Source organism: Alcaligenes sp. AB3, from assembly GCF_031844565.1.
In the GTDB taxonomy this organism is placed as follows: Bacteria; Pseudomonadota; Gammaproteobacteria; order Burkholderiales; family Burkholderiaceae_B; genus Alcaligenes; species Alcaligenes faecalis.
In genome coordinates, this window is record NZ_JAUZVM010000008.1 from 75,519 (window position 1) to 102,289 (window position 26,771).

26 protein-coding genes and 1 tRNA gene are annotated in these 26,771 nt (G+C 56.7%); 12 read left to right on the forward strand and 15 right to left on the reverse strand.

What is annotated here, in order from left to right; genetic code table 11:
• Nucleotides 1–130 precede the first annotated feature (130 nt).
• Complete coding sequence (locus tag Q9R35_RS15125) at nt 131–1,009, forward strand: LysR substrate-binding domain-containing protein (protein WP_063689854.1); 879 nt, start codon at nt 131–133, stop codon at nt 1,007–1,009.
• A 9-nt stretch (nt 1,010–1,018) separates the two neighbouring features.
• Here the strand turns inward: Q9R35_RS15125 and Q9R35_RS15130 are convergent, their stop codons facing one another.
• Entirely contained in the window at nt 1,019–2,140 is a 1,122-nt protein-coding gene (locus tag Q9R35_RS15130; protein ID WP_080723794.1) for a transporter substrate-binding domain-containing protein, read from the reverse strand.
• A gap of 261 nt (nt 2,141–2,401) precedes the next feature.
• Between Q9R35_RS15130 and Q9R35_RS15135 the strand changes: the two genes are divergently transcribed.
• The 7 genes from Q9R35_RS15135 (at nt 2,402) to Q9R35_RS15165 (ending at nt 7,975) form a co-directional block, all read left to right on the forward strand.
• Nucleotides 2,402–2,725 (forward strand): helix-turn-helix domain-containing protein, encoded by a 324-nt coding sequence (locus tag Q9R35_RS15135; RefSeq protein ID WP_311220092.1) that lies wholly within the window; start codon nt 2,402–2,404, stop codon nt 2,723–2,725.
• A gap of 96 nt (nt 2,726–2,821) precedes the next feature.
• Nucleotides 2,822–4,111: an arsenic transporter gene (locus tag Q9R35_RS15140; protein WP_236779474.1), complete on the forward strand. Its 1,290-nt coding sequence runs from the start codon at nt 2,822–2,824 to the stop codon at nt 4,109–4,111.
• A gap of 22 nt (nt 4,112–4,133) precedes the next feature.
• Nucleotides 4,134–4,565, forward strand: coding sequence for an arsenate reductase (glutaredoxin) (gene arsC / locus Q9R35_RS15145; RefSeq protein ID WP_311220073.1), 432 nt, complete (start codon nt 4,134–4,136; stop codon nt 4,563–4,565).
• Nucleotides 4,534–5,268: an arsenical resistance protein ArsH gene (gene arsH, locus Q9R35_RS15150; RefSeq protein ID WP_143243285.1), complete on the forward strand. Its 735-nt coding sequence runs from the start codon at nt 4,534–4,536 to the stop codon at nt 5,266–5,268. The genes arsC and arsH overlap by 32 nt, the downstream gene beginning before the upstream one ends.
• 146 nt (nt 5,269–5,414) lie before the next feature.
• Nucleotides 5,415–6,083, forward strand: coding sequence for a response regulator transcription factor (locus Q9R35_RS15155; protein ID WP_063689874.1), 669 nt, complete (start codon nt 5,415–5,417; stop codon nt 6,081–6,083).
• Nucleotides 6,080–7,480 carry an ATP-binding protein gene (locus Q9R35_RS15160; RefSeq protein ID WP_063689876.1) on the forward strand — a complete coding sequence of 467 codons (1,401 nt, stop codon included), beginning with the start codon at nt 6,080–6,082 and terminating at the stop codon, nt 7,478–7,480. Before Q9R35_RS15155 ends, Q9R35_RS15160 begins: the two co-directional genes overlap by 4 nt.
• Before the next feature lie 87 nt (nt 7,481–7,567).
• The gene (locus Q9R35_RS15165; protein WP_311220074.1) at nt 7,568–7,975 is read left to right on the forward strand and encodes a NirD/YgiW/YdeI family stress tolerance protein; all 408 of its coding nucleotides are present in this window, start codon (nt 7,568–7,570) and stop codon (nt 7,973–7,975) included.
• A gap of 105 nt (nt 7,976–8,080) precedes the next feature.
• On the opposite strand, the gene Q9R35_RS15170 is transcribed toward Q9R35_RS15165, so the two are convergent.
• From Q9R35_RS15170 to tyrS, 6 genes are all read right to left on the reverse strand, one after another.
• Nucleotides 8,081–8,171 (reverse strand) — tRNA-Ser (locus Q9R35_RS15170).
• Nucleotides 8,172–8,413: 242 nt separating this feature from the next.
• Nucleotides 8,414–9,562 carry a bifunctional diaminohydroxyphosphoribosylaminopyrimidine deaminase/5-amino-6-(5-phosphoribosylamino)uracil reductase RibD gene (gene ribD / locus Q9R35_RS15175; RefSeq protein WP_311220075.1) on the reverse strand — a complete coding sequence of 383 codons (1,149 nt, stop codon included), beginning with the start codon at nt 9,560–9,562 and terminating at the stop codon, nt 8,414–8,416.
• A 4-nt stretch (nt 9,563–9,566) separates the two neighbouring features.
• Entirely contained in the window at nt 9,567–10,028 is a 462-nt protein-coding gene (nrdR, locus tag Q9R35_RS15180; protein WP_003801815.1) for a transcriptional regulator NrdR, read from the reverse strand.
• Nucleotides 10,029–10,064: 36 nt separating this feature from the next.
• Nucleotides 10,065–11,315, reverse strand: a complete 1,251-nt coding sequence (gene glyA / locus Q9R35_RS15185; RefSeq protein ID WP_042486362.1) for a serine hydroxymethyltransferase — start codon at nt 11,313–11,315, stop codon at nt 10,065–10,067.
• Nucleotides 11,316–11,498: 183 nt separating this feature from the next.
• Entirely contained in the window at nt 11,499–12,134 is a 636-nt protein-coding gene (locus tag Q9R35_RS15190; RefSeq protein WP_063689896.1) for a YbhB/YbcL family Raf kinase inhibitor-like protein, read from the reverse strand.
• 19 nt (nt 12,135–12,153) lie between these two features.
• Nucleotides 12,154–13,380, reverse strand: a complete 1,227-nt coding sequence (gene tyrS / locus Q9R35_RS15195; RefSeq protein ID WP_063689900.1) for a tyrosine--tRNA ligase — start codon at nt 13,378–13,380, stop codon at nt 12,154–12,156.
• 242 nt (nt 13,381–13,622) lie between these two features.
• On the opposite strand from tyrS, the gene Q9R35_RS15200 reads away from it, so the two are divergent.
• Together Q9R35_RS15200 and Q9R35_RS15205 are read left to right on the forward strand one after the other, a co-directional pair.
• Complete coding sequence (locus Q9R35_RS15200; protein WP_063689903.1) at nt 13,623–14,990, forward strand: M23 family metallopeptidase; 1,368 nt, start codon at nt 13,623–13,625, stop codon at nt 14,988–14,990.
• Between the two features lie 3 nt (nt 14,991–14,993).
• On the forward strand, nt 14,994–16,091 hold the full coding sequence (locus tag Q9R35_RS15205; protein ID WP_063689907.1) for an anhydro-N-acetylmuramic acid kinase: 1,098 nt from the start codon (nt 14,994–14,996) through the stop codon (nt 16,089–16,091).
• Between the two features lie 215 nt (nt 16,092–16,306).
• On the opposite strand, the gene erpA is transcribed toward Q9R35_RS15205, so the two are convergent.
• The 7 genes from erpA to pmbA all read right to left on the reverse strand — a co-directional run bounded on the left by erpA (nt 16,307) and on the right by pmbA (nt 22,665).
• Nucleotides 16,307–16,675 carry an iron-sulfur cluster insertion protein ErpA gene (gene erpA, locus Q9R35_RS15210; RefSeq protein WP_003801826.1) on the reverse strand — a complete coding sequence of 123 codons (369 nt, stop codon included), beginning with the start codon at nt 16,673–16,675 and terminating at the stop codon, nt 16,307–16,309.
• A gap of 80 nt (nt 16,676–16,755) precedes the next feature.
• Nucleotides 16,756–17,493, reverse strand: a complete 738-nt coding sequence (locus Q9R35_RS15215; RefSeq protein ID WP_123794674.1) for a DUF6776 family protein — start codon at nt 17,491–17,493, stop codon at nt 16,756–16,758.
• A gap of 35 nt (nt 17,494–17,528) precedes the next feature.
• Nucleotides 17,529–18,593, reverse strand: coding sequence for an N-acetyl-gamma-glutamyl-phosphate reductase (argC, locus tag Q9R35_RS15220; RefSeq protein ID WP_311220076.1), 1,065 nt, complete (start codon nt 18,591–18,593; stop codon nt 17,529–17,531).
• 159 nt (nt 18,594–18,752) lie between these two features.
• Nucleotides 18,753–19,145 carry a 30S ribosomal protein S9 gene (gene rpsI / locus Q9R35_RS15225; protein WP_009460666.1) on the reverse strand — a complete coding sequence of 131 codons (393 nt, stop codon included), beginning with the start codon at nt 19,143–19,145 and terminating at the stop codon, nt 18,753–18,755.
• Nucleotides 19,146–19,154: 9 nt separating this feature from the next.
• Entirely contained in the window at nt 19,155–19,583 is a 429-nt protein-coding gene (gene rplM, locus Q9R35_RS15230; RefSeq protein WP_003801836.1) for a 50S ribosomal protein L13, read from the reverse strand.
• A gap of 330 nt (nt 19,584–19,913) precedes the next feature.
• The gene (locus Q9R35_RS15235) at nt 19,914–21,017 is read right to left on the reverse strand and encodes a TRAP transporter substrate-binding protein (protein WP_311220077.1); all 1,104 of its coding nucleotides are present in this window, start codon (nt 21,015–21,017) and stop codon (nt 19,914–19,916) included.
• A 280-nt stretch (nt 21,018–21,297) separates the two neighbouring features.
• Entirely contained in the window at nt 21,298–22,665 is a 1,368-nt protein-coding gene (gene pmbA, locus Q9R35_RS15240) for a metalloprotease PmbA (RefSeq protein ID WP_063689914.1), read from the reverse strand.
• Between the two features lie 67 nt (nt 22,666–22,732).
• Between pmbA and yjgA the strand changes: the two genes are divergently transcribed.
• Both yjgA and Q9R35_RS15250 read left to right on the forward strand, forming a co-directional pair.
• Nucleotides 22,733–23,287, forward strand: coding sequence for a ribosome biogenesis factor YjgA (gene yjgA / locus Q9R35_RS15245; RefSeq protein WP_042486381.1), 555 nt, complete (start codon nt 22,733–22,735; stop codon nt 23,285–23,287).
• Entirely contained in the window at nt 23,284–23,952 is a 669-nt protein-coding gene (locus Q9R35_RS15250) for an alpha/beta hydrolase (protein WP_035270496.1), read from the forward strand. The genes yjgA and Q9R35_RS15250 overlap by 4 nt, the downstream gene beginning before the upstream one ends.
• Before the next feature lie 99 nt (nt 23,953–24,051).
• On the opposite strand, the gene Q9R35_RS15255 is transcribed toward Q9R35_RS15250, so the two are convergent.
• On the reverse strand, nt 24,052–26,523 hold the full coding sequence (locus tag Q9R35_RS15255; RefSeq protein ID WP_063689925.1) for a GNAT family N-acetyltransferase: 2,472 nt from the start codon (nt 26,521–26,523) through the stop codon (nt 24,052–24,054).
• Nucleotides 26,524–26,771: the final 248 nt, after the last annotated feature.

A 26,771-nucleotide genomic window follows, 5' to 3' on the forward strand; every position in this document is an offset into this window, starting at 1 on the left:
AGGAAAGAAAATCAACCATAAGCAATTCATTTCCTGTTCACATCTGCCCTGACAGGATGTCATTATTGATAATCCTGTGCTAATTTAAAAACGATAATTACTACGTCCCTTCTGTGAGTTTTCATCGACCATGCAAATCCCCAACCTCACGGCCTTTCGCTACTTCGATACTGCGGCTCAGGCAGGCAGTTTTGTGCAGGCAGCCCAGCTGCTTCATGTCACTCACGGCGCTGTCAGCCGACAAATTCGTGCATTGGAAGAATCTCTAGGGGTAGAACTGTTTGAAAGGCGCAATCGGGCCGTGTTTCTGACGCCTGCAGGCCGCCAGCTTTTGCACGTCACCGCCCCCATGTTTGAGCGCCTGGAAGATGTGGTTTACCAACTGCAGCAAACCCAGCGCGAACATGCTCTGGCCGTCTCCTGCGAGCCCACTATTGCCATGAAGTGGCTGATTCCGCGTCTGGGAGATTTTCACACTCTGTACCCCAACATCACCGTGCACCTGATAACGGCCGGAGGCCCGGTGAACTTTGCTCAAATGGGAGTGGATCTGGCCATACGCCGCGACGACTTTCATTGGGCAGACTCGGTGTGCGGCCTGAAGTTGTGCGAAGAGATGATAGGGCCGGTCTGCCAAGCTCAATACCCACACATACAAGACACGACCAAGCAGATATTGATACAGAGCAGCTCCCGCCCTCAGGCCTGGGCCACGTGGGCACGGCTCAGCGGCAACTCCCTGCGATCAGCCGGCAAGCTGGAGCTGGAGCATTTTTATTTATGTATCCAGGCTGCCCTGTCCGGACAAGGTATGACTATCGTGTCGCGCCTGATGGTGGAGGATGAGTTGCAAAGCGGCCAGCTCATCGCCCCGCAAGGCTTCATCCCCGACGGCTCGGCCTACTACCTGCTCTCCCCGCAGGCGCTGGATCAGAACCCGCGCGCAGAAGTGTTCGCCAGCTGGTTAAGCGAGCAACTCGAGAGCCAAAGGACGAATCCACACCAATGAGCCAGGCTACTATTGGCCCAAGCCAAAATACTTGGTCTTGAACTCTTCCACCTTGCCTTCATCCACGGCTCCGAGAACGGCCAAGGTGACTTCTCGGGAGAGCTCACTTTGCAGTGGCAATGCAAACCCGTACTTGTCACGCTCGAATAGCCGCCCCACCACATTCACAGGCAGACCAGGATTGGTGTACACGTAATATTCCAGCACAGGGGCGTCGGCAATCACGGCCACGACATCCCCGTTGCCCAAGGCTGTTGTGGCCTCCTCCAAACTAGGATAACTGCGCATGGCCAGCCCCTGCTTGAGGGCATAGTCTTCTTCTACGGTACCGACCAACACTCCCACCGGCCGCCCTTTTAAATCATCCACGCTATTGATCTGGTTTGAGATAGCCAAGGTCGTCATCACGCTGGTGACGGAGGACGTTACAAAGGCCAGGATGCCTACCCCGCAGACCAGCCATAACCCCTGCCAGATACGCCCCAACCAACCAAAAAGATTTTTTCTGGCCGGAGCACGCCCCGAGGTCACGACAGACATCACGGTATAGAAACTCTCGGCTACGCCATCACGCCAGCGAGCGGGAAAAGATTGATCAAAGCGTCGGTCAAACAAGGTCAAAACACCAGTGGCAAACAGAATGACAAAGGCAATCCATGCATACGCGGTGATAAAACCAGCCTGTGCCAAACCCTTGATAACACTTTGAAAACCCGTTCCCTGATCGGAGCTGACCATCAGGCGCATACCACCATCAAACCAGGGCTGTGTGAAATCTACCTTCAGCGCCCGTTGCTGAGTAATGGTCAAATTGGTCATGGCAACATCAAGCGCTCCGGACTCTGTCGCTCCCAGCAAATCCCGAAATGTGCTGTATTCCTTGTATTCGTACGCCCAGTCTTTCTCTGCTGCCAGGTTTTCCCAAAGGTCTATCGCCAAGCCGGTAAAGGCTCCATCATTTTTCATCACAAACGGCGGCGATACCAATACGCCTACCGTCAATGACGGCTCTTTGCCATGTCCTGTTTGAGGAAAGGCGACCAGTAAAACCAGAAAAAAAGCCAAGCAAAGAAGTCGTGCTTGAGCAATGTGGCGGCCAAGCTGATGGCGGCTCAGAAGAGATGTTTGCATAGTCAGTCTTGTCGGAGCAGTCAGAAATTCCGTGTACCAGGCGGGCTGAGAATGACACGGACGGACGAACATTCTGGTAGAGGATAGCAAATTGAAACCAGGCCTGTTCCCAATTCCCCGCAGATCCGCAGATGCAGACTGATGGTTTCACAATGCCTGACAAATGAATATGCTCACGCACATTTGTATGAGCAAACGGCCTGCTTTGCGGCCCATAAACATATTCATTCAACAATTCAAGAATTGTTGTATTATCTATTGATGGAAGAATCTCAAGTTATCCGTTCACTGGCCGCCCTGGCCCACGAAGCCCGCCTGCGGGTGTTTCGCGCTTTGGTCATCGCAGGCCCATCCGGGCTGACTCCCAGCACCCTCGCGGAACAGCTAGACATCGCCCCCAATGCCCTCTCCTTCCATTTAAAGGAGTTAAGCAATGCGGGGCTCATCCATGCCGAGCGCCAAGGCCGCAACCTGCTCTACAGCGCCACCTTTCCCACCATGAATAATTTGCTCGCCTACCTGACTGAAAACTGTTGTCAGGGGGAGAGCTGCATCAAGGCATCCAGCTCGTGCCAACTTCCCTGAACGAAAGGGGCAAATCACACCAGTTCGGCTCGGCAGGCCACCTGTTGGCCCTGCCCCCACTCCCCCTGCTACCTACCCTTCTCGACAAGCATTCCCATGATTACATCCGCCCTGATTTTCCTTGCCACTCTGATCCTGGTCATCTGGCAGCCCAAAGGTCTGGGCATAGGCTGGAGCGCCTCTCTGGGAGCTGCCGCCGCCCTGCTTTCAGGTGTGGTGCAGTGGAGTGATCTGGCCGTGGTCTGGGGCATAGTCTGGAATGCAACGGCTACTTTTATAGCAATCATTATCATCAGCCTGATACTGGATGAAGCCGGTTTCTTTGAGTGGGCCGCCCTGCATGTTGCACGCTGGGGCGCAGGTAGTGGGCGCAAACTCTTTGCTTTTATCGTGATTCTTGGGGCTGCCGTTTCCGCGCTGTTTGCCAACGATGGCGCTGCACTGATTCTGACGCCTATCGTCATGGCCATGTTGCTGGCCTTGGGCTTCTCGCCGGCCGCGACCTTGGCCTTTGTCATGGCGGCGGGCTTTATTGCCGACACCGCCAGCTTGCCACTGGTCGTCTCCAACCTGGTCAACATCGTCTCGGCGGACTATTTCAAACTGGGTTTCACGGACTATGCCGCCATCATGGTGCCCGTCAATATCGTGTCCGTATTAGCCAGCCTGCTCGTCCTGATCTTGTATTTCCGGCGTGACATTCCTGCCCGATATCACCTTGAGCAGTTGAAACCACCCGCACACGCCATTACAGACATGGCAACCTTCAAGGCAGGCTGGATAGTACTGGCCTTATTGCTGGCAGGATTTTTTGCACTTGAACCCATGGGCATTCCCGTCAGTGCAGTTGCCGCCGTGGGAGCCATGATCCTCCTGGCCGTTGCTGCCCGTGGCACGGTCATCAGTACCAGGAAAGTCCTGCGTGGTGCTCCTTGGCAGATCGTCGTGTTCTCGCTGGGCATGTATCTGGTGGTGTATGGTCTGCGAAATGCGGGCCTGACAGACTACCTGGCCCTGCTGCTGGACAAATTCGGCCAGGCTGGAATCTGGGGGGCCGCCCTGGGCACGGGGGTTCTGTCTGCCCTGCTGTCCTCGGTCATGAACAATATGCCCACTGTGCTGGTGACTGCCTTGTCGATTGATGCTTCCAGCGCCCAGGGCGCAATCAAGGAAGCCATGATTTACGCCAATGTCATTGGCAGCGACCTGGGCCCCAAGTTCACCCCTATCGGCAGTCTGGCTACCTTACTGTGGCTGCATGTACTGGCCCAGAAAGGCACAAGAATCAGTTGGGGCTACTACTTCAAGGTGGGAGCCATCCTGACCACGCCCGTATTGCTGATCACCCTGGCGGCCCTGGCCCTGCGCTTGGGTATCGCTCACTAAGTCCTGAGATCAAGACAGCGCCATGACAGACATCATCATCTATCACAACCCTGCCTGCGGCACCTCCCGCAATACCTTGGGCCTGATCCGCAATAGCGGACAAGAGCCCACCATCATCGAGTACCTGCACACACCGCCAGACCGCGCCACGCTGACGAGACTGATAGCAGACAGTGGCCTGAGTGTGCGTGCAGTCCTGCGTCAAAAGGGAACGCCCTATGAGGAGCTGCAACTAGGCGACCCGAAGTGGAGTGACGAGCAGCTGATTGATTTCATGTTGCGGCACCCGATTCTGATCAACCGCCCCATTGTTGTCACACCACTGGGCACACGCTTGTGCCGCCCCTCGGAACAGGTGCTGGAAATACTGCCCCAGCCTCAACAAGGCGCATTCCGGAAAGAAGACGGCCAAGCTGTCATTGATGAAAAAGGACAAAGAATTGAGCCATCCTGACCTGGACAATCTGGACGAGCACGCATTTAAAATCCCGGACATGGCGCGGTTGCTGCCTCCACAACGTGCCACACATCCACCTCGGATTCTGCTTTTATACGGTTCCCTGAGAGAACGCTCCTACAGCCGATTCCTGACGCAAGAAGCAGCGCGACTCCTGCAAGCAATGGGTGCCGAAACCAGGGTTTTTAATCCACACGAGCTGCCTTTGCCCGATGGCGCACCAGAAGAGCATCCCAAGGTGCAGGAATTGCGCCAGTTGGTGCAGTGGGCGGAGGGCATGGTCTGGACCTCGCCCGAACGCCACGGTGCCATGAGCAGCGTCCTGAAAGCACAAATCGACTGGATTCCTTTAAGCATCGGTGCCGTGCGCCCGACACAAGGCAAAACCCTGGCCGTGATGCAAGTCTCAGGCGGTTCCCAATCCTTTAACGCCCTGAACCAGATGCGGGTCCTGGGCCGCTGGATGCGCCTGATCACCATCCCCAACCAGTCTTCCGTTGCCAAAGCCTTTCTGGAGTTCGACGAAGAAGGTCGCATGAAACCCTCGTCCTACTACGAGCGGGTGGTGGATGTGATGGAAGAGCTGGTGAAGTTCACCTTGCTGACACGTGACTGCGCGGAGTATCTGGTCGACAGATACAGTGAACGCAAGGAAACGGCACAGGAACTGTCAGCACGGGTGCAACAGCGAAATATCTAATAGCCCGATCGGGACGGAAAACACAGAACCTGCGTGCTTTTAAAATACACGGCAGCTATACAAGCACTTCCGGGCTTGCAGCTGCTTTGAGGCATGCCTCACACTAGCATCAGATTCCCTTCATCTTTCCCTGCCAGGCTTTGCACATGCGTATTCTCTTAATCGAAGACGATCCCTCGCTAGGCAGTTCCTTGCAGTCCTGGCTGCATCTGGACGGTTATGCTGTGGACTGGTTGCAACGTGGCGATCAAGTTGCAACGGCTTTGGCGACTCATACCTATCAATGCATATTGCTGGATCGGGGCCTTCCCGGTCTGGACGGCGATGCGGTCCTGCGCACCCTGCGAGGGGCCGGTGGGTCCCATGCACAGGTTCCAGTCATTGTGATCACCGCGCGCGATACCCTGGCTGACCGGGTGCAGGGTCTGGACCTGGGGGCAGACGACTATCTGGTCAAACCGTTTGACCTGGAAGAGCTATCCGCACGGGTACGCGCTGCCTTGCGTCGAAGCGCCGCGCAAGCAAGTCCCGAATGGCGACACGGCCCTGTCGCCATAGACCCGACAGCCAAACGCGTCACATTGAACGATAAGCCCGTGCCCGTAACAGCCCGTGAATTCGCTGTTCTACAGGCATTGATGCACCATCCCACTCATATTTTGAGTCGCGCCCAGCTTGAAGAAGCCCTCTATGGTTGGAGCGAAGAAGTAGAGAGTAACGCTATCGAAGTCCACATCTACAATCTGCGCAAGAAACTGGGCAGCGACTTCATCGTCACTGTACGGAATCAAGGCTACGTGTTGGCACCCGCATGAAACGTTTGCTCCAGAAACTGACTCCTGGCCGCGCCAAGCCCAGGTCCTCGGCATCACGCGCCGAAGGCTGGTCACTACGGCGTCGCTTGCTGCTGACTGTCATGGGCACCAGTATTGGCCTGTGGCTGGTCAGCCTGTCCATTGTGGTCGGTGTCGCCTGGCACGCCACCGGTGATGTTCTGGATGACGCCCTGGAGGAAGGTGCCCGTCTGGTCTTGATGCTGGACCCGCAGGAGGCATCGGCCGGGGCCACTACTACTGGCACGCGCCTGAACCGCGACGACGCACTCAAGCTGCGTATGTACTACCAGTTGGTCGCGGCAGACGGCCGTGTGCTGCTGCGCGGTGACGATACTCCTGAAACGGCTTTTTTACCGCAGGCACACAGCAAGCAAACCACAACTGTCTGGGTCGACGATGAGCTCTGGCGGGTTTACGTCCGCCCCGGTTCGGGAGGGGTCACCGCCCAGGTCGCCCAGCCTATGGAAGAGCGCCTGGAACTGCTGGAAGATATGGCCGAAAATCTGGCTTGGCCCGCATTGGGGCTGCTGGCGCTACTAGGCCTATCAAGCTGGCTCTTGATACGACGCCTGATGCGGCCATTAGAAGACACCGCCAAGCTGATCAACTCCAAATCACCCGATGACCTCACGCCCGTGCAAGGGGGCAATCCGCCACGTGAACTGCAGGCCATGCTGGATGCCCTCAACACCTTGATGGCACGGCTATCCACCGCCCTGGAAAGCGAGCGACGCTTTACCTCCGATGCCGCGCACGAGCTGCGTACCCCGCTGGCCGGGCTGCGCATGCGCGTTCAATTGATTGAGCGCGAGCTGCAACTCCCTGATGCCCATCTGCAGCAATTGCGTGCCGACCTGGATCGCTGCACCGCACTAGTAGAAAGCCTGCTCGCCCTGACGAGACTGGAACCGCAGGCGGAACCCCTTAAACTTGAAACCGTAGACCTGAATCAGCTCCTGGACAGCCTGAGTCCATCATGGCCATCTGTATCAGTGAATATGGAAAGGGCCTTGGCCGTCACAAGCTTGCAGGCGGCGCCCGTATTATTAAGCAGCGCTTTACGCAACCTGATTGGCAATGCCATTCGTTACGGCGGCACAGGTGTCCGGGTACGAATCGAAACGACGCGCAGACATGATGGCGGTGTCCGTCTGGCAGTTCGCGACAACGGGCCTGGCGTTCCCTTGGAACAGCGATCCAGACTAGGAGAGCGATTCTTTCGCGTGCTGGGCACCGGCCAAGCCGGCAACGGTCTGGGTTTGTCTATCGTGGTCCGCATCGCTGCCTTGCACAATGCCACGCTATCCTTTGAGGATGGACTGGACGGCCAGGGCCTGAGCGTCGTGCTGGATTTTCCACCCAATCAAGTGTCTTAAGATTGCCTTCAGGTTCGGGGGGTTTAATAAAACCATTCCGCAATCGGCGGAACATTGACCCGATAACCCGATACAGGAAACCCAATCATGCGATTCACTTTACCTACCCTCGCCGCCGTCCTTGCCCTGAGCGCCACCGCTGCTATCGCACAACCGGCCGGCTACACGGGCCCAAGCAATGTCCCTCAGGCCACCAATGCCACAGGCCCTTACTCGGGCCCTAGCAATGTGCCGCTAATGACGGTCAAGCAACTATTGGAAACCGGCCGCGATGACCAGATCGCGCGTTTGCAAGGTCGCCTGGTCTCCTTTGAAGGCGACGAACGCTATACGTTTGAAGACGCCACCGGTCGTATCACCGTAGAGATCGACAACGAAGACTTCCCGGCCGGCCAAAGCATCAGTGCTGAACAAAAAGTGGAGCTGACCGGGGAATTCGACAAAGGCCTGCGCAAGACTGAATTTGAAGTCGACCGTCTGACTCTGGTTCCTTAAACAGCGCCTGTGCTGCGAAGCATCACCACAGCCGAAAGGCGCCGACACCACCGGCAATAAAAAACCCGCCTAGCTTGTGCTGGGCGGGTTTTCATATCGAATTCTTGGCGGACAGAGGGGGATTCGAACCCCCGATACGCTATAAACGTATACACGCTTTCCAGGCGTGCGCCTTCAACCACTCGGCCACCTGTCCTAATTGTTCTTTTTGGCCAAGCAATTTGAAGCTGCTAATGCCAAGTCCATAATAATAGCAGCACTTATCCTTGTAACGCAAGTGCTCAAATTTTTTCCGTGGCTAATTGTTGGTGGCAACCAAGCAGCAACATCCATCTGCATTGAACATGTTCTGTGGGCCCGTGCGCATAAGGATCACTGCCATGCTTTCGCAAACCTCTTGCCTGTATTCCGGGCCAAGCCATAATGCAGAAAAATGAGTTATTCCGAATCCGACGGATAAGCCCCACCCACCGCTCGCAGCAAGGCTTCCCAGTGATCTCGTTGGCGTGCCAGGACACGCAGATCGGCACCTAGCAAACGCACATCGGTGAACTCAAATGGCTCTACATCGTCCAGCCCAGCCAGCTCGGTAATATCGGCAACGCCCCGCCCCTGCCCCAAAATCTTGGGGGCCAGGTACATCAGCAATTGGTCAACCACTCCTGCATCAATCAAGGCACCGGAAAGACGGGCACCGGCTTCTGCGTGCACTTCATTGATCTGCTGATCTGCCATCCAGTCCAGAACAGCACGCACATCCACCTGACCTTCGTGCAAAGGCATGGGAATCACCTGTGCATTGCGATCTGCCAGCTCGGCTTCGCGTTCGGGATCACGACGGTGGCTGAATACCCAGCAAGGCGTGCCATCCAGCAAGGCAGCGCTGGGGGTCAGGCGTAAATGCGTATCCAGCACGGCTTTGATGGGGGGACGTGGCGTGGAAACCGCCCGCACATTCATTAGCGGGTTATCCGCGTTAACCGTACCTATGCCCGTCAACACGACACAACTGCGGGCACGCCAATGATGACCATCATCACGAGCTTGCGGCCCGGTAATCCATTGAGAGCTGCCATCGGACAAGGCACTGCGACCGTCCAGCGAGGCCGCCATTTTCATCCACAACCAAGGACGTCCACGCGTCATGCGGGCAAAGAAACCGGCGTTGATGGCCAGCGCCTGCTCTACGCACAAAGGGCCATCTACCGTAATTCCCGCCTGGCGCAGGCGTGAAACGCCGTTACCTGCCACCAGAGGGTTGGGGTCGTACATGGAAAAGACGACTCGCCCGGCTCCTGCCTTGATCAGGGCATCGGCACAAGGAGGCGTGCGGCCATGGTGACTGCAAGGCTCCAGGGTGACGTAGAAGGTAGCACCCGCCACATTCACGCCGCGCTCTTTGGCCTGGCGCAAGGCCATCACTTCTGCGTGAGGGCCACCCGCCTGCTGTGTCGAACCCGAAGCCAGCAACTGGCCATCGCGCACGATCAGGCAGGCAACTCGCGGATTAGGGGCACTGATATACAGGGATTGCTCGGCCAGCTCCAGGGCTTGCCGCATCCAGATGACGTCTTCTTGCTCGACCATCGCCTTAGCCGCGGTCGGGATCGTTCATTTCGTCGATCGCCTCTACAAACTCGCGGATGTCCTTGAAGCTCTTGTAGACCGAAGCAAAGCGCACATACGCAACCTGGTCCAACTGCTTGAGCTCGGCCATGACCAGCTCGCCTATGGTCTCGGAGGAGACTTCGCGCTCGCCAGTCAGTTGAAGCTTTTCTTCGATGCGCTGCACAGCGGCATCGACCTGAGCCATGGGGATGGAACGCTTGCGCAGCGCAACGCCCATGCTCGCCCGCAAACGTGCGGGGTCAAAATCCATACGGGTGCCATTGCGCTTGGCCACAACAGGCAGGCTCAGCTCAGCACGCTCGTAAGTCGTGAAGCGCCGTTCACAGGCCGAGCATTTACGACGTCGCCGTATGGCGTCGCCTTCTTCGGTGATTCGAGAGTCGATCACCTGGGTATCGGCATGGTGGCAGAACGGACACTTCATTCAAGATCGCGGGCCTTGCGGCCCGCTCCGGCTGGATTACTTGGAGGAGTAAACGGGCAACTTGGCAGTCAGCTCGTGTACACGGCGACGAACGTCCGCCAAAACGGCTTCGTCGTGAGGATTGTCCAGTACATCAGCAATCAGATGCGCCGTCAATTCCGCTTCGGCTTCTTTAAAGCCGCGAGTGGTCATGGCAGGTGTACCCAAACGCACGCCGCTGGTGACAAATGGCTTTTCAGGGTCGTTAGGAATGGCGTTCTTGTTGACCGTGATGTGAGCCTTGCCCAGTGCTTCTTCAGCCACTTTACCGGTGATGCCCTTAGGACGCAGGTCCACCAGCATGACGTGGCTTTCGGTGCGACCGGACACGATACGCAGACCGCGCTCAACCAGAGTGCGGGCCAGAACGTCAGCGTTTTTCACAACTTGAGCCGCGTAGGTCTTGAACTCTGGAGCCAGGGCTTCCTTGAATGCAACAGCCTTGCCAGCGATCACGTGGATCAGCGGGCCACCTTGAATGCCGGGGAAAATAGCCGAGTTGATGGCTTTTTCGTGTTCGGCCTTCATCATGATGACGCCACCACGAGGACCGCGCAGAGACTTGTGAGTGGTAGACGTCACAAAGTCAGCGTGAGGTACGGGGTTGGGATAGGCACCACCTGCAACCAGACCAGCATAGTGAGCAATGTCCACCATCAACAGGGCGCCGTTTTCGTGAGCGATACGTGCCATGCGTTCAAAGTCGATGCGCAGGGCGTAAGCCGAAGCACCACCCACGATCAGCTTGGGCTTGTGCTCTTTGGCCAGGCGCTCCAGTTCGTCATAGTCCAGCTCTTCGTTCTCGTCCAGACCGTAGGACACGAAGTTGTACAGCTTGCCCGAGGCGTTCACGGGGGAACCGTGGGTCAAGTGACCGCCTTCAGCCAGGCTCATGCCCAGAACGGTATCACCGGGTTTGAGCACAGCCATGTACACACCCTGGTTGGCTTGCGAACCGGAGTTGGGCTGCACGTTGGCGGCTTCAGCGCCGAACAGCTCTTTCAGGCGGTCAATAGCCAATTGCTCGACCACGTCCACGAACTCGCAACCGCCGTAGTAGCGCTTGCCCGGATAACCTTCCGCGTATTTGTTGGTCAGTTGTGTGCCCTGGGCCTGCATCACGGCGGGGCTGGTGTAGTTTTCCGAGGCGATCAGCTCGATGTGCTGCTCCTGGCGCACATCTTCGCTTTGAATCGCAGCCCAAAGATCGGGGTCAACTTTGTCAAGAGTCGCAGAACGGTCAAACATGAGGGTTCCTAAGGATAAAGTGGTAGCAAACTAAGAAAGCAACATTTTAGCGCGGAAGCGCATCAAACCACCGAGACAAACGTCTCCGGTGGCAGAAACCCCAAAAAATGCGGAAATAAGTAAGGCGGCGGCAGGCGGACTCAAGAGAATATGAAAAAAACTCAAACAGTCCGCCCTGGGGAATCAGGATTGCTGGATCAAACGGGGATTCAGGGTATACAGGCCGGTCAGGGATGCTCGACCCAGAATATGACCTTCCATGGCGCGCAACACGTCCTGGCCACTGAAACGACCTTCCAAAGGCAGTTCGGCAATATCCAGGGCATAGACCGTAAAAACGTAGCGGTGTGGCAAGGCATCGTTCCACGGCGGGCACGGGCCATCGTAGCCGAAGTAATCACCATTCATGTCGCGGTCACTGGCAAACCAGTTGGTAAAGTCGTTCACGCCCTGGCGCGTATCGTCCAGAGCCAGTGGACCGGCTTTACCGCGCGGCGTAATGCCCTTGGAATAAGAGCCTTCAGCCAGGCTACGCAGCTCGGGCGAGATGTTGATCAAGACCCAATGGAAGAAATCCACCCGTGGCAAATCCGCCGGTACCTCGCGCCCATCCTGGTTCACATCGTCCGGTTTACTGGGGACATCGGGGTCGTGGCAAATGACCACAAAGGATTGGGTCTGCTCGGGAACATCGGACCATTCCAGATGCGGATTGGCGTTACCGGCCAAGGCGACTCTCGATTGTGCGTCATAGCGGCAAAACGCCAGACGCTCGGGAATCACGCTCTGATCTTGAAAAGAATCACTACGCAGTTTCATTGCAGACCTCCACAATCAATCAGCCGGTCAAAGTGACTCGCGCAAACTTGCGCTTGCCCACTTGCAGCACATAGCTGCCCGGCTCCAGTTGCAAACCTTTATCGTCCACACGTTCGCCATTGATGCGCACGCCGCCCTGCTCCACGTTGCGCTGGGCTTCGCTGCCAGAAGCAACCAGACCTGCTTCGCGCAAGACGCGCAGCAAGGCCAGTTCACCGGCCACGGTTACCTCGGGCATGTCTTCGGGCATTTCGCCACGACGGAAACGGGCATCAAATGTTTCCAGTGCCTGTGCAGCGGCTTGGGCGCTATGGAAACGTGTGACGATCTCCTGTGCCAGCTCCACTTTGACTTCACGCGGGTTACGGCCTTCTTCAATCTGCTTTTGCAGACCGGCGATGTCTTCCAGACTACGGAACGACAGCAGCTCGAAGTAACGCCACATCAAGGTGTCGGAGATGGACATCAACTTGCCGAACATGGAGTCCGGCGTTTCACTGATACCAATGTAATTGCCTTTGGATTTGGACATTTTTTCTACGCCGTCCAAACCCACCAGCAATGGCATGGTCAAAATACATTGCTGTTCCTGACCATATTCTTTTTGCAATTCACGACCCACCAGCAAATTGAATTTCTGGTCGGTACCGCCCAATTCCACATCCGCTTTCAATTGAACCGAATCGTAGCCTTGCAGCAAAGGATACAAAAACTCGTGCACCGAAATAGGTTGATTCGCCTTAAAGCGCTTGGTGAAATCATCACGCTCCATCATGCGGGCCACGGTGTAACGCGACGCCAACTGAATCATGCCGCGCGAACCGAGCTTGTCGCACCATTCCGAGTTATAGCGGACTTCGGTACGGGCCGGATCCAGAACCAGCGCAGCCTGATCGTAATAGGTCTTGGCGTTGGCAATGACCTGCTCGGGCGTCAAGGGCGGACGAGTCGTGTTGCGGCCGCTGGGATCACCAATGGTCGAGGTGAAGTCGCCAATCAGAAAGATGACGGTATGCCCCAGATCCTGCAGCTGGCGCATCTTGTTGAGCACCACCGTGTGCCCCAGGTGAATGTCGGGAGCCGTGGGGTCCAGACCCAGCTTGATACGCAAGGGCTGTCCTGTTGCATGGCTGCGCGCCAGTTTGCGGGCAAACTCGGATTCGACGAGCAATTCGTCGCAGCCGCGTTTGACGATGGCTAAATCAGCCAGGACTTCTGGAGAAAGGGGCTCTGAGGGGGATGACATAACAAATCTGGTGACAAACTAATGAGTAAAAATGCTCGAAAAATTAAGCCTAATGCGCTAGGATAGCCTGCTATTGCGAGACGTGCTTAATAAATGAGCAAGGTTTCGTAAACCAAATTATTTTATCATTCCCGCGCAGGTCAGATTGCCAGGGCTGGAATGTTCTGTCCGCCCAGTACAACTGACCTCCGCCTGCCTGCCGGGTGGACAGTAAACCGTACGTCCAACAAGGTTCTGGTTTTATGTTCAGCAAAGGGAAACGCTCCTCCTCCCACCTCAACATCCACCAGCCTCGGTCCGCCCGAGCCCTTTTTATCCGCGCCGGTTTGATCACGCTTGCTCTGGGCTCTTTTGTAGCCGCCGGCGCACTTGCCGTGGTCATGCCCAGCAGCCCGGAACCCCAGATCTACGAGGCCCGCACCGCTTTGACCCTGCCGTCGGACCTGACCGTCCTGCAAGCTCAGGATCAACAAGCCTACATTACTGAAACCCGCATCCGCCGTGGCGACACCCTGTCCGCCCTGCTCCAGCGCATGGAAGTCAGCGAAGAAGGGCTGCTGCAATTTCTGACGCACGACAAGAAAGCGCGCTCCATCTACAAGCTTTACCCTGGCCGCACCATACAAGCCGCGTTGGATGCCAATGGCAATTTGCAATGGCTGCGCTACCGCCACACCCCCTATACCGAGCAAGCTGGCCAGGGCCAGGCCAGCTGGCTGGAAGTACGCCCGGACGGAAACAACGGCTTTACCGCCCAGGAACAGACCGACCTGACACAGACTCGTGTGCGTGTGGCCCAGGCCACCATCAACAGCTCGCTGTTTGGCGCCAGTGATCAGGCCGGCATTCCCGACAACATCACCCTGCAAATGGCGGATGTGATGGGCAGCAAGATTGACTTCCTGAAAGACCTGCGCAAGGGCGACAGTTTCCGCGTGGTCTACGAGTCCTACGGCCATGAAGGCCAGGACGTGGGTTCGGGCCGCCTGCTGGCCGTGGAATTCATCAATCAGGGCAAAACTCATGAAGCTGCCTGGTTCCAGCCTGAAAACGGCTCCGGCGGTTACTACGACTTCAGCGGCCAAAGCCTGAAAGGCGCGTTCCTGCGTACTGCCCTGAAGTTCACCCGTATCAGCTCCACCTTTGGCGGCCGCCGCCATCCGGTACATGGCGGCTGGCGCAACCACAAAGGCGTGGACTATGCCGCCCCATCAGGCACCCCGATCCACGCTACCGCAGATGGCACGGTCGAGTTTATTGGCCGCCAAAACGGCTACGGCAATACGATCATTCTGAAGCATCATGGTCAGTTCACTACCTTGTACGCTCACCAGAGCCGTTTTGCAGCCGGTCTGCGCAAGGGCGACCGCGTGGAACAGGGTCAGTTGATTGGCTATGTAGGCTCGACCGGTTGGGCAACTGGCCCGCACCTGCATTACGAGTTCCGAATCGCCCAAAAAGCGGTTGATCCCCTGTCGGTAGACCTGCCAGTCGCACGCGTTCTGGATGCCCCACAGCGCAGACAGTTCCAACAAACCCTGGCCTCCTACCAGAACAGCTTTGCCTTGCTGCACACAGATGCTGAACCCGTAAAGCTGGCTAGCCGCTAAACCATGAAAGCCCCCCTGTTTATCGGACTGATGTCTGGTACCAGCATGGACGGTGTAGATGCCGTGCTGGCATCCTTCGGTCCACAGGGGGCACAGATACACCAAACCCACAGCCTGACCATGCCAGCTGCTCTGCGAGATGAGCTGCTGGCTTTACAGCATCCTGGGCACAATGAACTGGCCCGTGCCAGTGTCGCCGCCCTGCAGTTGACCGAACTCTACGCCCAAGCCTGCCTGCCCTGGACCCAAGGCCCGGAGAAAGACCTGATCCGAGCGATTGGCGTACACGGCCAGACTATCCGCCATGCGCCTGACCAGGGCTATACCCTGCAATTGAATGCCCCTGCCCTGCTGGCCGAACGCTGCGCAGTGGACGTGATTGCGGATTTCCGCAGCCGGGATATTGCAGCGGGTGGCCAAGGTGCGCCATTGGTGCCCATTGTTCATGAGGCGCTTTTCCGTCACGAGCATGGACGCGTCATTCTGAACCTGGGCGGGATTGCGAATATTTCCCTGCTGCTGCCAGGGTGTGATGTTTTTGGCTTTGATACTGGCCCGGCAAACATGCTGCTGGATGCCTGGGTGAACAAACATGAAGGCCAGCCCTACGACAAGGACGGGCAATGGGCCAATAGCGCGGCGTCTGACCCTGCCCTGCTTGCCAGTCTGTTAAGCGAATCCTGGTTTGCTCTGCCTGCACCTAAATCTACGGGCCGTGATCTGTTCAATTTGGGGTGGCTGCAGGAGCACCTGGATCGTGTTGATCCGAAAGGCGAACTTCAGCCTGCCACGGTGCAATCCACTCTGATGGATTTGACCGTACATAGCGTTGCACAGGCCATCAAGCCTTACGCAGATCAGATTCAAGAGCTGATTGTGTGTGGCGGTGGCGCTGCCAATCCTGCCATGCTGACACGCCTGGGCGATCTAGTGACTATGCCTATCCGCTCCAGCGCCGAGCTGGGCATGGATCCGCAATCCATCGAAGCCCTGGCCTTTGCCTGGCTGGCTTACGCGCATATCGAACGCATTCCTGCCGGGCTGCCTGCTGTGACAGGTGCACGGCGCGCTACGGTGCTGGGCGCTTGTTATCCGGCTTGAAAGCCATCTTGACGTAGCAAGGCTAACTTAAAGACCTGCGGAATCATAATCCACAGGTCAGAGCCCAGCCGACAACGTCGCAACCAAGCAGCCGCACCCGGACTCCCAACCCTAGCAAACAAAACACCCCAGACCCTGCATTCAGAGTCTGGGGTATTTTTGTATAAACCTTCCAAAGCTATCAGCGCCGAACAATCAGCGCCACCCCTTTCTTCTTACATCGTGAAGGAAGAGCCGCAACCGCAGGTAGTTGTCGCATTAGGATTACGGATAACGAACTGAGCACCGTCCAGGTCGTCTTTGTAATCAATCTCTGCGCCCACCAGGTATTGGAAGCTCATGGCGTCAACCAGCAGTTGCACGCCATCCTTATCAATAATGGTGTCGTCGTCGTTAACCAGTTCGTCAAAGGTGAAGCCGTACTGGAAGCCGGAACAGCCGCCACCTTGCACGAAGACGCGCAGCTTTAGTTCGGGGCTGCCTTCTTCAATCAGGAGCTCACGGACCTTCTCAACCGCTGAATCAGTAAAGATCAGTGGGGAAGGAGGGGCTTGCAGATCAACGGATTCGGTAAGAGTGCTCATGTGGTTCTCCTGCCGGCCCCCGCCGGCATGAATAATTATCATGTGATCGCCTTGCACATGACCACCCGCGGGTAAGGTGATTAGTCTGGCTGGGCGATTTTTTCCTGGCGAGAGGCGCGGATAACGCTTCCTTCCAGGACGTTCAGCGTCAAGGCGGTGGGTTCAAAGCCTGGCGGCAAAGCCAGCCAACCCATGGCGCGCTGAAACTGGTTGAAGTTTAAAACCAAGGGATCGATCTGTTCTACAGACGACTCTGCCAGTACCGAGTCCGGCCCGGAACTGGGTGATAAATCGATTTTAACGTTTTTTCCGTCTTGTCGCCCAGTCAGCTGAAACTGCAGGCGGCCGGAAAAAGCCTTTCCTTCTGGGGCGTTACGTTGCAGCAGCACCTTGTACTCCAGCAAATCGCCCCTTTTTGCAACGTCCAGAGCTCGGACAGTCACCGAGCCACTAGGGCCGGGCGGAAGCAACTGTTCGTAGAAAGCCAGTTGTTCACGCGTTTGGGCCAGTTCCGTCTGGGTGGCCAGCAAGGACTTTTCCAAACCCTTGCGCGTACTCTCTTCCAGCACCAGTTGGCCGCGCAGCCCTTCAAACTCGCTTTGGATCTGCTTCAAGGATTGCTGACTACGCGCCAGATTCTGCATGGCCAGCTGTATTTGTTCGGACTGATCGGCAGGCTGAGTCAGGCTGCGATAAAGCCACAGGCCCCCGCCGCCCAACAGCACTCCCAGCAATACGGCCAGTCCAATCGTCGTCGCTCCGCCCCGCGAGCGGGAAGGAGCGACAGTATGAGAATTGCTTTGCGGTGATTCAGCCATAAACATTTGACCTGTTCACCAAGGCCAAGTTCCCTTTAAGGCAAAATAGCAACGTGCTTCAAGCCGGCTTGTTCTGGCAGACCGAACAAGATGTTCATGTTCTGCACCGCCTGCCCCGAAGCGCCTTTAACCAGATTGTCCTGCACCACCAGAATGATCAGTTGGTCGCCATTACCAGGACGTTGCACGGAAATGCGCAGCTGATTGGAAGCGCGCACCGAGCGGGTTTCTGGCAGAGTACCGGCAGGCAGCACATCCACAAAGGTTTCCTGGGCGTAGCGCTGCTCGTACAAGGCCTGGAAGTCTGTATCCATGGCTTCCGGCTTGATGCGCGCGTAGATTGTGGAGAACATGCCGCGAATCATGGGCACCAGGTGAGGCACAAAGGTCAGACCGACCGGGCCACCGGCCAGGCGCTGCAACTGTTCCACAATTTCCGGGTGGTGACGGTGACCCGACACGCCGTAAGCCTTGAAGTTGTCGCTGGCTTCAGCAAACAGATTGGGAACCGAAGCCCCTTTACCAGCACCGGACACACCGGATTTGCAGTCTGCAATCAGATGCTGGGTATCAACCAGCGCTTTGCCGCCTTCCAGCAAGGGAGCCAGGCCCAGCAAGACGGTGGTGGGGTAGCAACCAGGATTACCAATAACCTTGGCTTGAGCAATCTTGTCGCGCAGCAGCTCTGGCAGGCCATAAGCCGACTGGCTCAGGATATCCGGGCAGCTGTGCTCCATCTTGTACCACTTCTGGAACACGTCCGTATCTTGCAGACGGAAGTCTGCGGCCAGGTCAATAACGCGCACGCCTGCTTCCAGCAGACGTTCAACCTGGCTCATGGCTACGCCATGCGGAGTAGCAAAGAACACCACATCGCACTGTTCCAGATTGGCGTTTTCAGGGGTAGAGAACTTCAGATCCACATGGCCACGCAAGTTCGGATACATATCCGAGACAGGCACGCCGTCCTCTTTACGCGAGGTAATGGCGACCAGTTCCACCTGAGGGTGCTGACTTAACAGACGCAGCAACTCGACCCCGGTGTAACCTGTACCGCCGACAATCCCTACCTTGATCCGGGTATCGCTATGTGTAGCCATGAACTTTCCTGAAAGAGAGACGAGCAAAAATTCTATCTTAACGTAGTCCTGCCTGTTCTCAAGCACCAGAGCGGGCAAAGCAGGACAAATGTAGCCAGCAAACAAAAACCCCGGACAGGTCCGGGGTTTTTGAGCACCATAAACAGGTCGCGAGGCGAATTAACGCTTGCTGAACTGTTTGCGGCGACGTGCTTTGTGCAGACCGACTTTCTTACGCTCAACAGCACGAGCGTCGCGAGTCACCAAGCCAGCTTGTTTCAGTTCTGTCTTCAGTGTTGCGTCGTAGTCGATCAGAGCGCGGGTGATGCCGTGACGGGCAGCACCGGCCTGGCCGCTTTCGCCGCCGCCATGCACGTTGATCTTGATGTCGAACGATTCAACATGGTTGGTCAGCACCAGAGGCTGACGCACAATCATGCGACCCGTTTCACGAGCAAAGTATTCGTCAACAGGCTTGCCGTTGACTACGATTTGACCCGTACCCTTCTTGATGAAGACACGAGCAACGGAGGTCTTGCGACGGCCCGTACCGTAATTCCAGTTACCAATCATGACCTATCCTTAGATGTCCAGAGTTTTAGGCTGTTGAGCACTGTGAGGATGCTCGGCACCAGCGTAAACCTTCAGTTTCTTGGCCATGGCGTAGCCCAGAGGGCCTTTTGGCAACATACCCTTGACGGCCTTTTCGATGGCACGGCCTGGGAAGCGCTCTTGCATGGTTTGGAAGTTGGTTTCGTAAATACCGCCTGGGTAGTTCGAGTGACGATAGTACTTCTTATCCTGCGCCTTGTTACCGGTCACGGCAATGTCAGCAGCGTTGATGATAATGATGTAATCGCCGGTATCAACGTGAGGGGTGTATTCGGGTTTGTGCTTACCACGCAAACGGCGTGCGACTTCGCTGGCCACACGACCAAGGACTTTGCCTTTAGCGTCAATCACAAACCAGTCACGTTTGACTTCAAGCGGCTTGGCCACGAAGGTCTTCATGATGGTTCCTAAATATTAAAATTCTGGGTCAAAGCAACATGCCTGGCCCATACAATCCACCCGCTTTTTCAAGCTGGGCAGCTCCATTTGGCCCTGCCAAGGCGTTATATTCCGCCCGTGCATTTCTGCCAAATAGCTCGCCATAATAACATAAATAGTGGATAACACTAGGGTTTTGTACGAAAACACAGGTTTTTCGCCACAAACCGGCGCGCTCTCATAGAGGGAAAGCGCATGAAAAACCCCTGCCTTCCAAAGGAAGAACAGGGGTTAGCAAGACTGGCCGGTCGAACCGGAGCAGATTGCTCTGCCCGGCCCAAGCGACGGAGATCAGCTTTTTTTCTGGTTTGCCAAAGCAATGCCCAGGTAGTTGTCGTAGGAGCCTTCGGCAACACGGAACCAGGGCACAATCGCGTCACGGAAGCCCATGTAGTCGTCGTGAATCTTCTTGAACATAGGATCCTTGTCGCAGAACTCCTTGTACAGAACATTGGCGGTCTTGAAGGACTCGTCCATCACGTCGCGCGGGAAAGCTTTCAGTACCGCACCGCTGGCGATCAGGCGACGCAGTGCGCCTGGGCTTTGGGCGTCGTATTGGGAGATCATGCGCTCGCCAGCAGCACGCGAGGCAATTTCAATCAGGGACTGGTATTGCTTGGGCAGCGCCTGGAAAGCGGCGTCGTTCACGTACAGCGACACCTGGGCCGAACCTTCCCACCAACCGGGGTAGTAGTAGTACTTGGCCACTTTCTGGAAGCCCAGCTTTTCGTCGTCCACTGGACCCACAAACTCCACGGCGTCCAGCGTGCCTTTTTCCAGCGAGGGATAAATATCGCCTGGTGGCACTTGCTGAGGCACCACACCCATGCGGGCCAGCACTTCACCAGCAAAACCGGCAGTACGCATCTTCAGACCTTTCAGGTCTTCCAGGGAATTGATTTCCTTGCGGTACCAACCACCCATCTGGGTGCCGGTATTACCGAAAGCAAAGTTGATGATGTTACGGGTAGCGAACAGTTCACGCAGCAGCTTGGTACCGTTGCCTTCCTGCATCCAGGCATTCATCTGACGAGCGTTCAGACCAAATGGCACCGCTGTGTCAAAGCTGAAAGAAGGATCTTTACCGTAGTAGTAATACGAGGCCGTCTGGCCGCATTCCACCGTGCCATTGCTAACAGCGTCCATCACACCAAAACCGGGGACGATTTCACCAGCAGGATACAGACGAATGTTGAAATTGCCGTCAGAGGCCTCTTCCACCATCTTGCAAAACGACTGGGCTGTCGAAAACAGAGCCGGGGTAGCGGGACCGTATGTCGATGTCAGCTTCCAATTAACCTTGGGATTGCTTTGGGCAATAGCAGGAGCAGCAATAGCGGCAGTACTGGCTACGGCGCCAAGACCTGCCTTTTTCAGAAACGAGCGACGCTGCATGAATAACCTCCTTGTGGGTATTCGGTAACTGGGAAATATTTTTATGCTATGGATAGTACACTGGCGCGCCCCGAATAGGGGGCTGGGAAAGCCCGGATTATCCCGCAAATCCGGCCCTATATTGTCGGGTCTTTGATCTGAAACACCTGAACGGCATCCCATGGAAAACGGCCTGAGTCGAAAGCAAGTTCGAACTCAGGCCGTAATCATCTGATTTCTGAGCGCCCTCTTGACTGTGACCAGGCATGGCGGGCCAAGCAAATTTTCCAGGCAGCAGAAATCAGGAACCGGCCACCGACATCTGCTCGATCAGGATGGAACCTGTGCGTTTGGAGCCGGCCGCAAAGGTATCGGCACCCACGGCCACAATCTGCGCAAACATCTCGGCCAGATTGCCCGCAATGGTCACTTCTTCCACCGCGTGCTGAATACGGCCGTTTTCCACCCAGTAACCAAAGGCGCCACGCGAATAATCGCCGGTCAGGTAATTAATACCCTGACCGATCAGCTCGGTTACCAGCAGCCCGCGACCCATTTTCTTCAACATGGCATCCAGATCGTCCTCGGGACGAGTCAGACGCGAACTCAGCAAGAGGTTGTGCGAGCCACCGGCATTCCCTGTGGAAGGCATGCCCAGCTTGCGACCGGCGTAAGAGGACAGGAAATAGCCTTTCAGCTCGCCGCCGCGCACCACATCACGGTCGCAGGTGCGCACCCCTTCCGAATCAAATGGTGCACTGCCCATGGCCGCTGCCAGATGCGGGCGCTCCAGCACATCAATGTGCTTGGCCATGACGGACTTGCCCAGCTTATCGAGCAGGAAGCTGGTTTTGCGATACAGAGCCGAGCCGCTGGTCGCCTGCACCAGGGAACCAATCAAGCCCACGGCTAAAGGAGCCTCGAACAAAACCGGGTAGCGGCCCGTAGGAATCCGGCGCGCGGACAGGCGCGACAAGGTTCGCTCGGCCGCGTAGCGCCCCACCGACTCGGGGCTGGCCAGACGCGAAGGATCACGCGAGCTGCTGTACCAGTAGTCGCGGTGCATATTGTCACCCTTGCCTGCAATGGGGCTGACGCTGAGCGAGTGGCGACTGTAGGGATAGCCCCCCAGAAAACCACGGCTGTTGCCCATCACAAAATGCCCTTCCAGCGTATCGACTGACGCGCCTTCGGAATTGCTGATCAGGGGGCTCAACTCCAGCGCAGCCTGCTCGGCACGGATGGCCAGCTTGGCAGCCTGGTCGGCATCCAGCATCCAGGGATGATGCAAGTGCAGATCGGGATAGGTTTGGGCCAGCATGTCCTTTTCAGGCAGACCGGCAAAGGGATCTTCAGCGGTATAACGGGCAATATGCCAGGCGGCTTCCACGGTCTCACGCAGTGCTTTGACCGAAAAGTCCGACGTGGAGGCCGAGCCACTGCGCTGGCCTGCAAACACGGTCACACCCAAGGAGCGGTCTTGCGTCTGCTCTACCGTTTCCAATTCCATCTGGCGCACGGAGACGGCCAGACCTTTGTTTTCTGAAATGTCGACGGCAGCATCACTGGCGCCCAGTTTTTTGGCATGCCGCAGCGCCTCGTCCACCAATTCGCAGAACTGGAACTGATTGGCGCTGATCGACAATTGGGAAATAGTTGGATGACTCATTGCTACTCTTTGAGGGTTAGGCGGTTATCATAGCCAATTGGCGACAATCTTTGCTATTTCACTTCTTATGGCCCGTCCACGCACTGAAATCGATGAAAACGGTTACGACCGCCCCAGCAAATCGCAGGTAAAACGCGAAATGCACGCTCTGCTCGACCTGGGCAAACGCCTGATCGAGCTCTCGGACGACCGACTCAAACAACTTGATCTGGGCGAGTCCTTGATGGCCGCCATCAAGGATGCCAAGCGCATCAGCCCGACGGCCCGCGAAGGACGCCGCCGTCAAATCCACTATGTGGGCAAGCTGATGCGCAATGTGGATCCCGAACCGATCCTGAAACAACTGGACGTCTGGGAAAACGGCTCCAAGGAAGACACCCGCGCCATGCACAGGCTGGAAGCCTTGCGCGACCTGTTGTTGCGTGATGACGACGCTCTGACCGAATTCATGAATGAATTTTCCGGCGCCGATATCCAGCAATTGCGCACCCTGATTCGTGCCGCACGCAAAGAAGCGGAGAAAAATTCCACACTGGTACAAGGCCAGGATCCACAACGCAAGCACTACCGCGCCCTGTACCAGTACATCAAGACCTTGGTAGATCTTTCGGAGTCCGCATGAACCCTCTGCTTGAGTCGATTGAAATTGAAACCGGTGCCAATCCCCAGCACGCCGTTATCTGGCTGCATGGCTTAGGCGCAGACGGCCACGATTTTGCCCCTATCGTGCCAGAGCTGGGCCTGCAAAACGCCCCCGCTATCCGTTTCATTTTCCCGCACGCCCCCATCCAGCCCGTCACCATTAACGGCGGCATGGCCATGCGTTCCTGGTATGACATTTATGTTGCCGACCTGGTGCGTCACGAGGACGAAAGCGGCCTGCGCCAATCGCAGATCGAAGTGCAGAATCTGATTGCCCGTGAAAACGCTCGCGGCATACCTACAGAAAACATTGTGCTGGCCGGTTTCTCGCAAGGCTGTGCCATGACCTTGCAAACCGGCTTGCGCTTGCCCGAACGCCTGGCTGGCATGCTCTGCCTGTCCGGTTACCTGCCCTTGGCCGCTGCGGTGGAAAAAGAACGTCATCAGGCCAATCAGAACACGCCTATTTTCATGGCGCATGGCAGCATGGACCCGGTCGTACCGCTTACCCGTGCCGAAGCCAGCCGTCAGCAGCTGGAAGCCATGGGCTATCAGGTGCAATGGAATGTCTACCCCATGCCCCACGCTGTTTGCCCAGAAGAAATCAGCGCGATTGGCCAGTTTCTGAAGCAGGTACTGAAGTAAGCTTCGCGCCTGCAAAAGCGATTGCCTGGCAGGCGAAGTGCAAGAAAAACGCCACTGATATCCAGTGGCGTTTTTTTATGGACTGATACAGCCTGAAAATCAGTCCGATCGGCGCGTTTCGCCCAGATCCAGCCAGACACGACGCATGCTGGGATCTTCCGGGTCGGCGTCGTTCTGAAAGCCCAGACGTTTCATCAAGGCTTGCATGGGCGCATTGGAAGCCAGCACATAACCGTCTATATAGGTCAGCCCCTGCTCAGCGGCGGCCTGTATCAGCGCCTCCATCAAGGTGACGCCCAGACCGCGCCGCTGCCAGGCATCCCCAATGACCAGGGCGTATTCCGCCCCTCGACCATCACCATTACGCAGATAGTGGGCAAAGCCAATGATCTCGTCGCGCGGATGGTTACGGTTATCTGGGTTGGGTGAACGCACGGTCGCGATCAAGGCCAGCTCACGGTCGTAGTCGATGCGGGTGTAGCGGGACAGCATGCGTGGTGTCAGTTCGCGCAGCATGGACACAAAGCGCATGTAGCGGCTTTCGTCCGACAGACCACGCATAAAGGTCTGCAGGGCCTCGGCATCCTCGGGGCGGATGGGGCGCAAGGTCCAGCGCTGCCCGTCCTTGAACTGACGCCGTTCAATCATGTGACGCGGGTAGGGGTGAATCGCCATATGGCGATAACCCGCTGTCTCGGGCAGCACCAGCATGGACTGCTTGCTCAACGAGATCGAAATACTCTTGATATACAGACTGTTCTCGCCCGCCATGATGGGGTCCAGCACCACGCGACGCACACCGGGCAGCTCGCTCATCAAGTCCGACAAACGCTCCAGCACCTGCAACAGCTGCGTCAACACCAAAGGCGTCAATTGCGAGGACAGGCTCTTGCGCCACAAAGGACTACGCTCTACCAACTGGCGTGCCAGATAGCGGTTCAAGGGTGGCAGTTCCACCGCCGGATAGGATGAGGAAAGCCAATCCGCGTGATCGGCTCCACCAAACACGGCGTAAGGGCCCAGCTTGTCATCGGTCTCAAAACGCAGGCCCATGGGCGGAACATCGGGATCAGGCTCTCCCTGATCGTGCGTCACGCGCAAGTCCACCACAGGCACGTGGAAGTAGCGCAGCAAATCACGACACTCCTGCTCACTGGCCTCGCGTCGCTCGCTTTGAATCTGGCGCACCAGTTCGCGAGCAGGCTCCACCTCTGGCAAGGTGCCCAGCGGCAAAGGCGGCAAGGTTTGCTGCGACAAGTGCTGGTTATAGTGATAGCGAGCCAGCAGATCAAAGGCATTGGCCGCCGTGTCCGGGGTACGGAAAGCCGGTGTCCCCACCCCATCCAGCAGATGACGCAGGGGCCGCATATCCGCATCCCCAATCAAGCAGGTAATGATGGGCTTGCGAGCACTGGCCGACAACATGGCCAACTCACGCGATACCGCCGGCATATCGGCCAAAGGGTCCGGGGTCAACAAGACCAGCACCCCGTCGATATCCTTATCGTCCAGCAAGGTAGAAATAACCGAGTCGATACGCATGGGCGTCAGCGGCACATAGGTCACCACCGGGTTCTGAACCTGGTCGCCAGGCGCCAGCAGATTATCCAGCGCCCGCTGGGTCGAGGGCGACAACTCCGGACACGTCACCGCCGCATCCGAACCGAGTACATCCAGGGCCATCTGCGCCGCGCCGTTCCCATTGGAAAACAAGGCAATACGCCGCCCTTTGGGACGACGGGTATACACCAGCACTTTCAGGGCCGAGAACAGCTGCACAAAATAACGGATGCGCACCGCCCCCACGCGCCGCATCAAGGCATTGAATACCGCCTCGTGGGCCTCGCCCTGCTGACGCTGGCCGCCTACCTTCAGGACCACCACAGGTTTGACAGCCGCCACCGCATGCAAGGCACTGGTAAAACGGCGAGACGCAGGCGTGTGTTCCAGATACAGCGCAATACTGTCCGTGCGCGGGTCCATGGCCAGATACTCCAGCACCTCGGGCACGTCGATAACAGCCTCGTCCCCTACCGACACAATGGCGGAGAAACCCAGGCTGACATCTTCAGCCCAGTCCATCAAGGCCGAGGTAATGGAGCGCGACTGGGACACCAGCGCCACGCGGCCCGCCAATGCCATTTGCGGCTCGTGACTTAAATTGATGCCCAGATGTGGCCGCTGTATTCCGAAGGCACGCGGCCCCAGCACCAGACAATTATTGATGCGGGCCCAGGAGCGCGCATACACCATGTCTTCCATGGGATCGCGGGAAGCCAGATTCGAAGGCAGGAGCAGAACCACACGCGGCTTGTGCACTCGAATGGCATCCAGAGCCTGCGGCAAACGCACCGGCTCGATACACACCAGCGCCAGATCCAGACGCTGTGTATCGGTCAATCCTTCCAGACGATCGGGCACCAGCACTTGCGTGGCCGTAATCCGTGCCTGCGTGATCCGTCCAGCCAATCGGGCTGGCATCTCGTTGATCAGGGGCAAGGGCAAGGTGGAAACGACCAACACCGAACGGGGCTCAAACAATGCTGTCAGACGATGCCTTAGGGCTGCCATGATTGTTCCGCCATAAGAAGACCACACACCAAAATAATGAATTCCCTCATCTTAAGCACAGCTGTCTACAAATAAAAGAGACTTGGCCGGCTATCTCTGTCTTGCATCATGTCGCCGATTTTTACCCCGCAAAGGACCATTCATATACTTTCGTATAGCGGCCATACGCCAATGCCTGGGTAAAAACGGCTCAAAGCCAGTCGCAAAGCGGCTTGCAGACCGTAAAATAACATCCGTTCGGAAAGCAG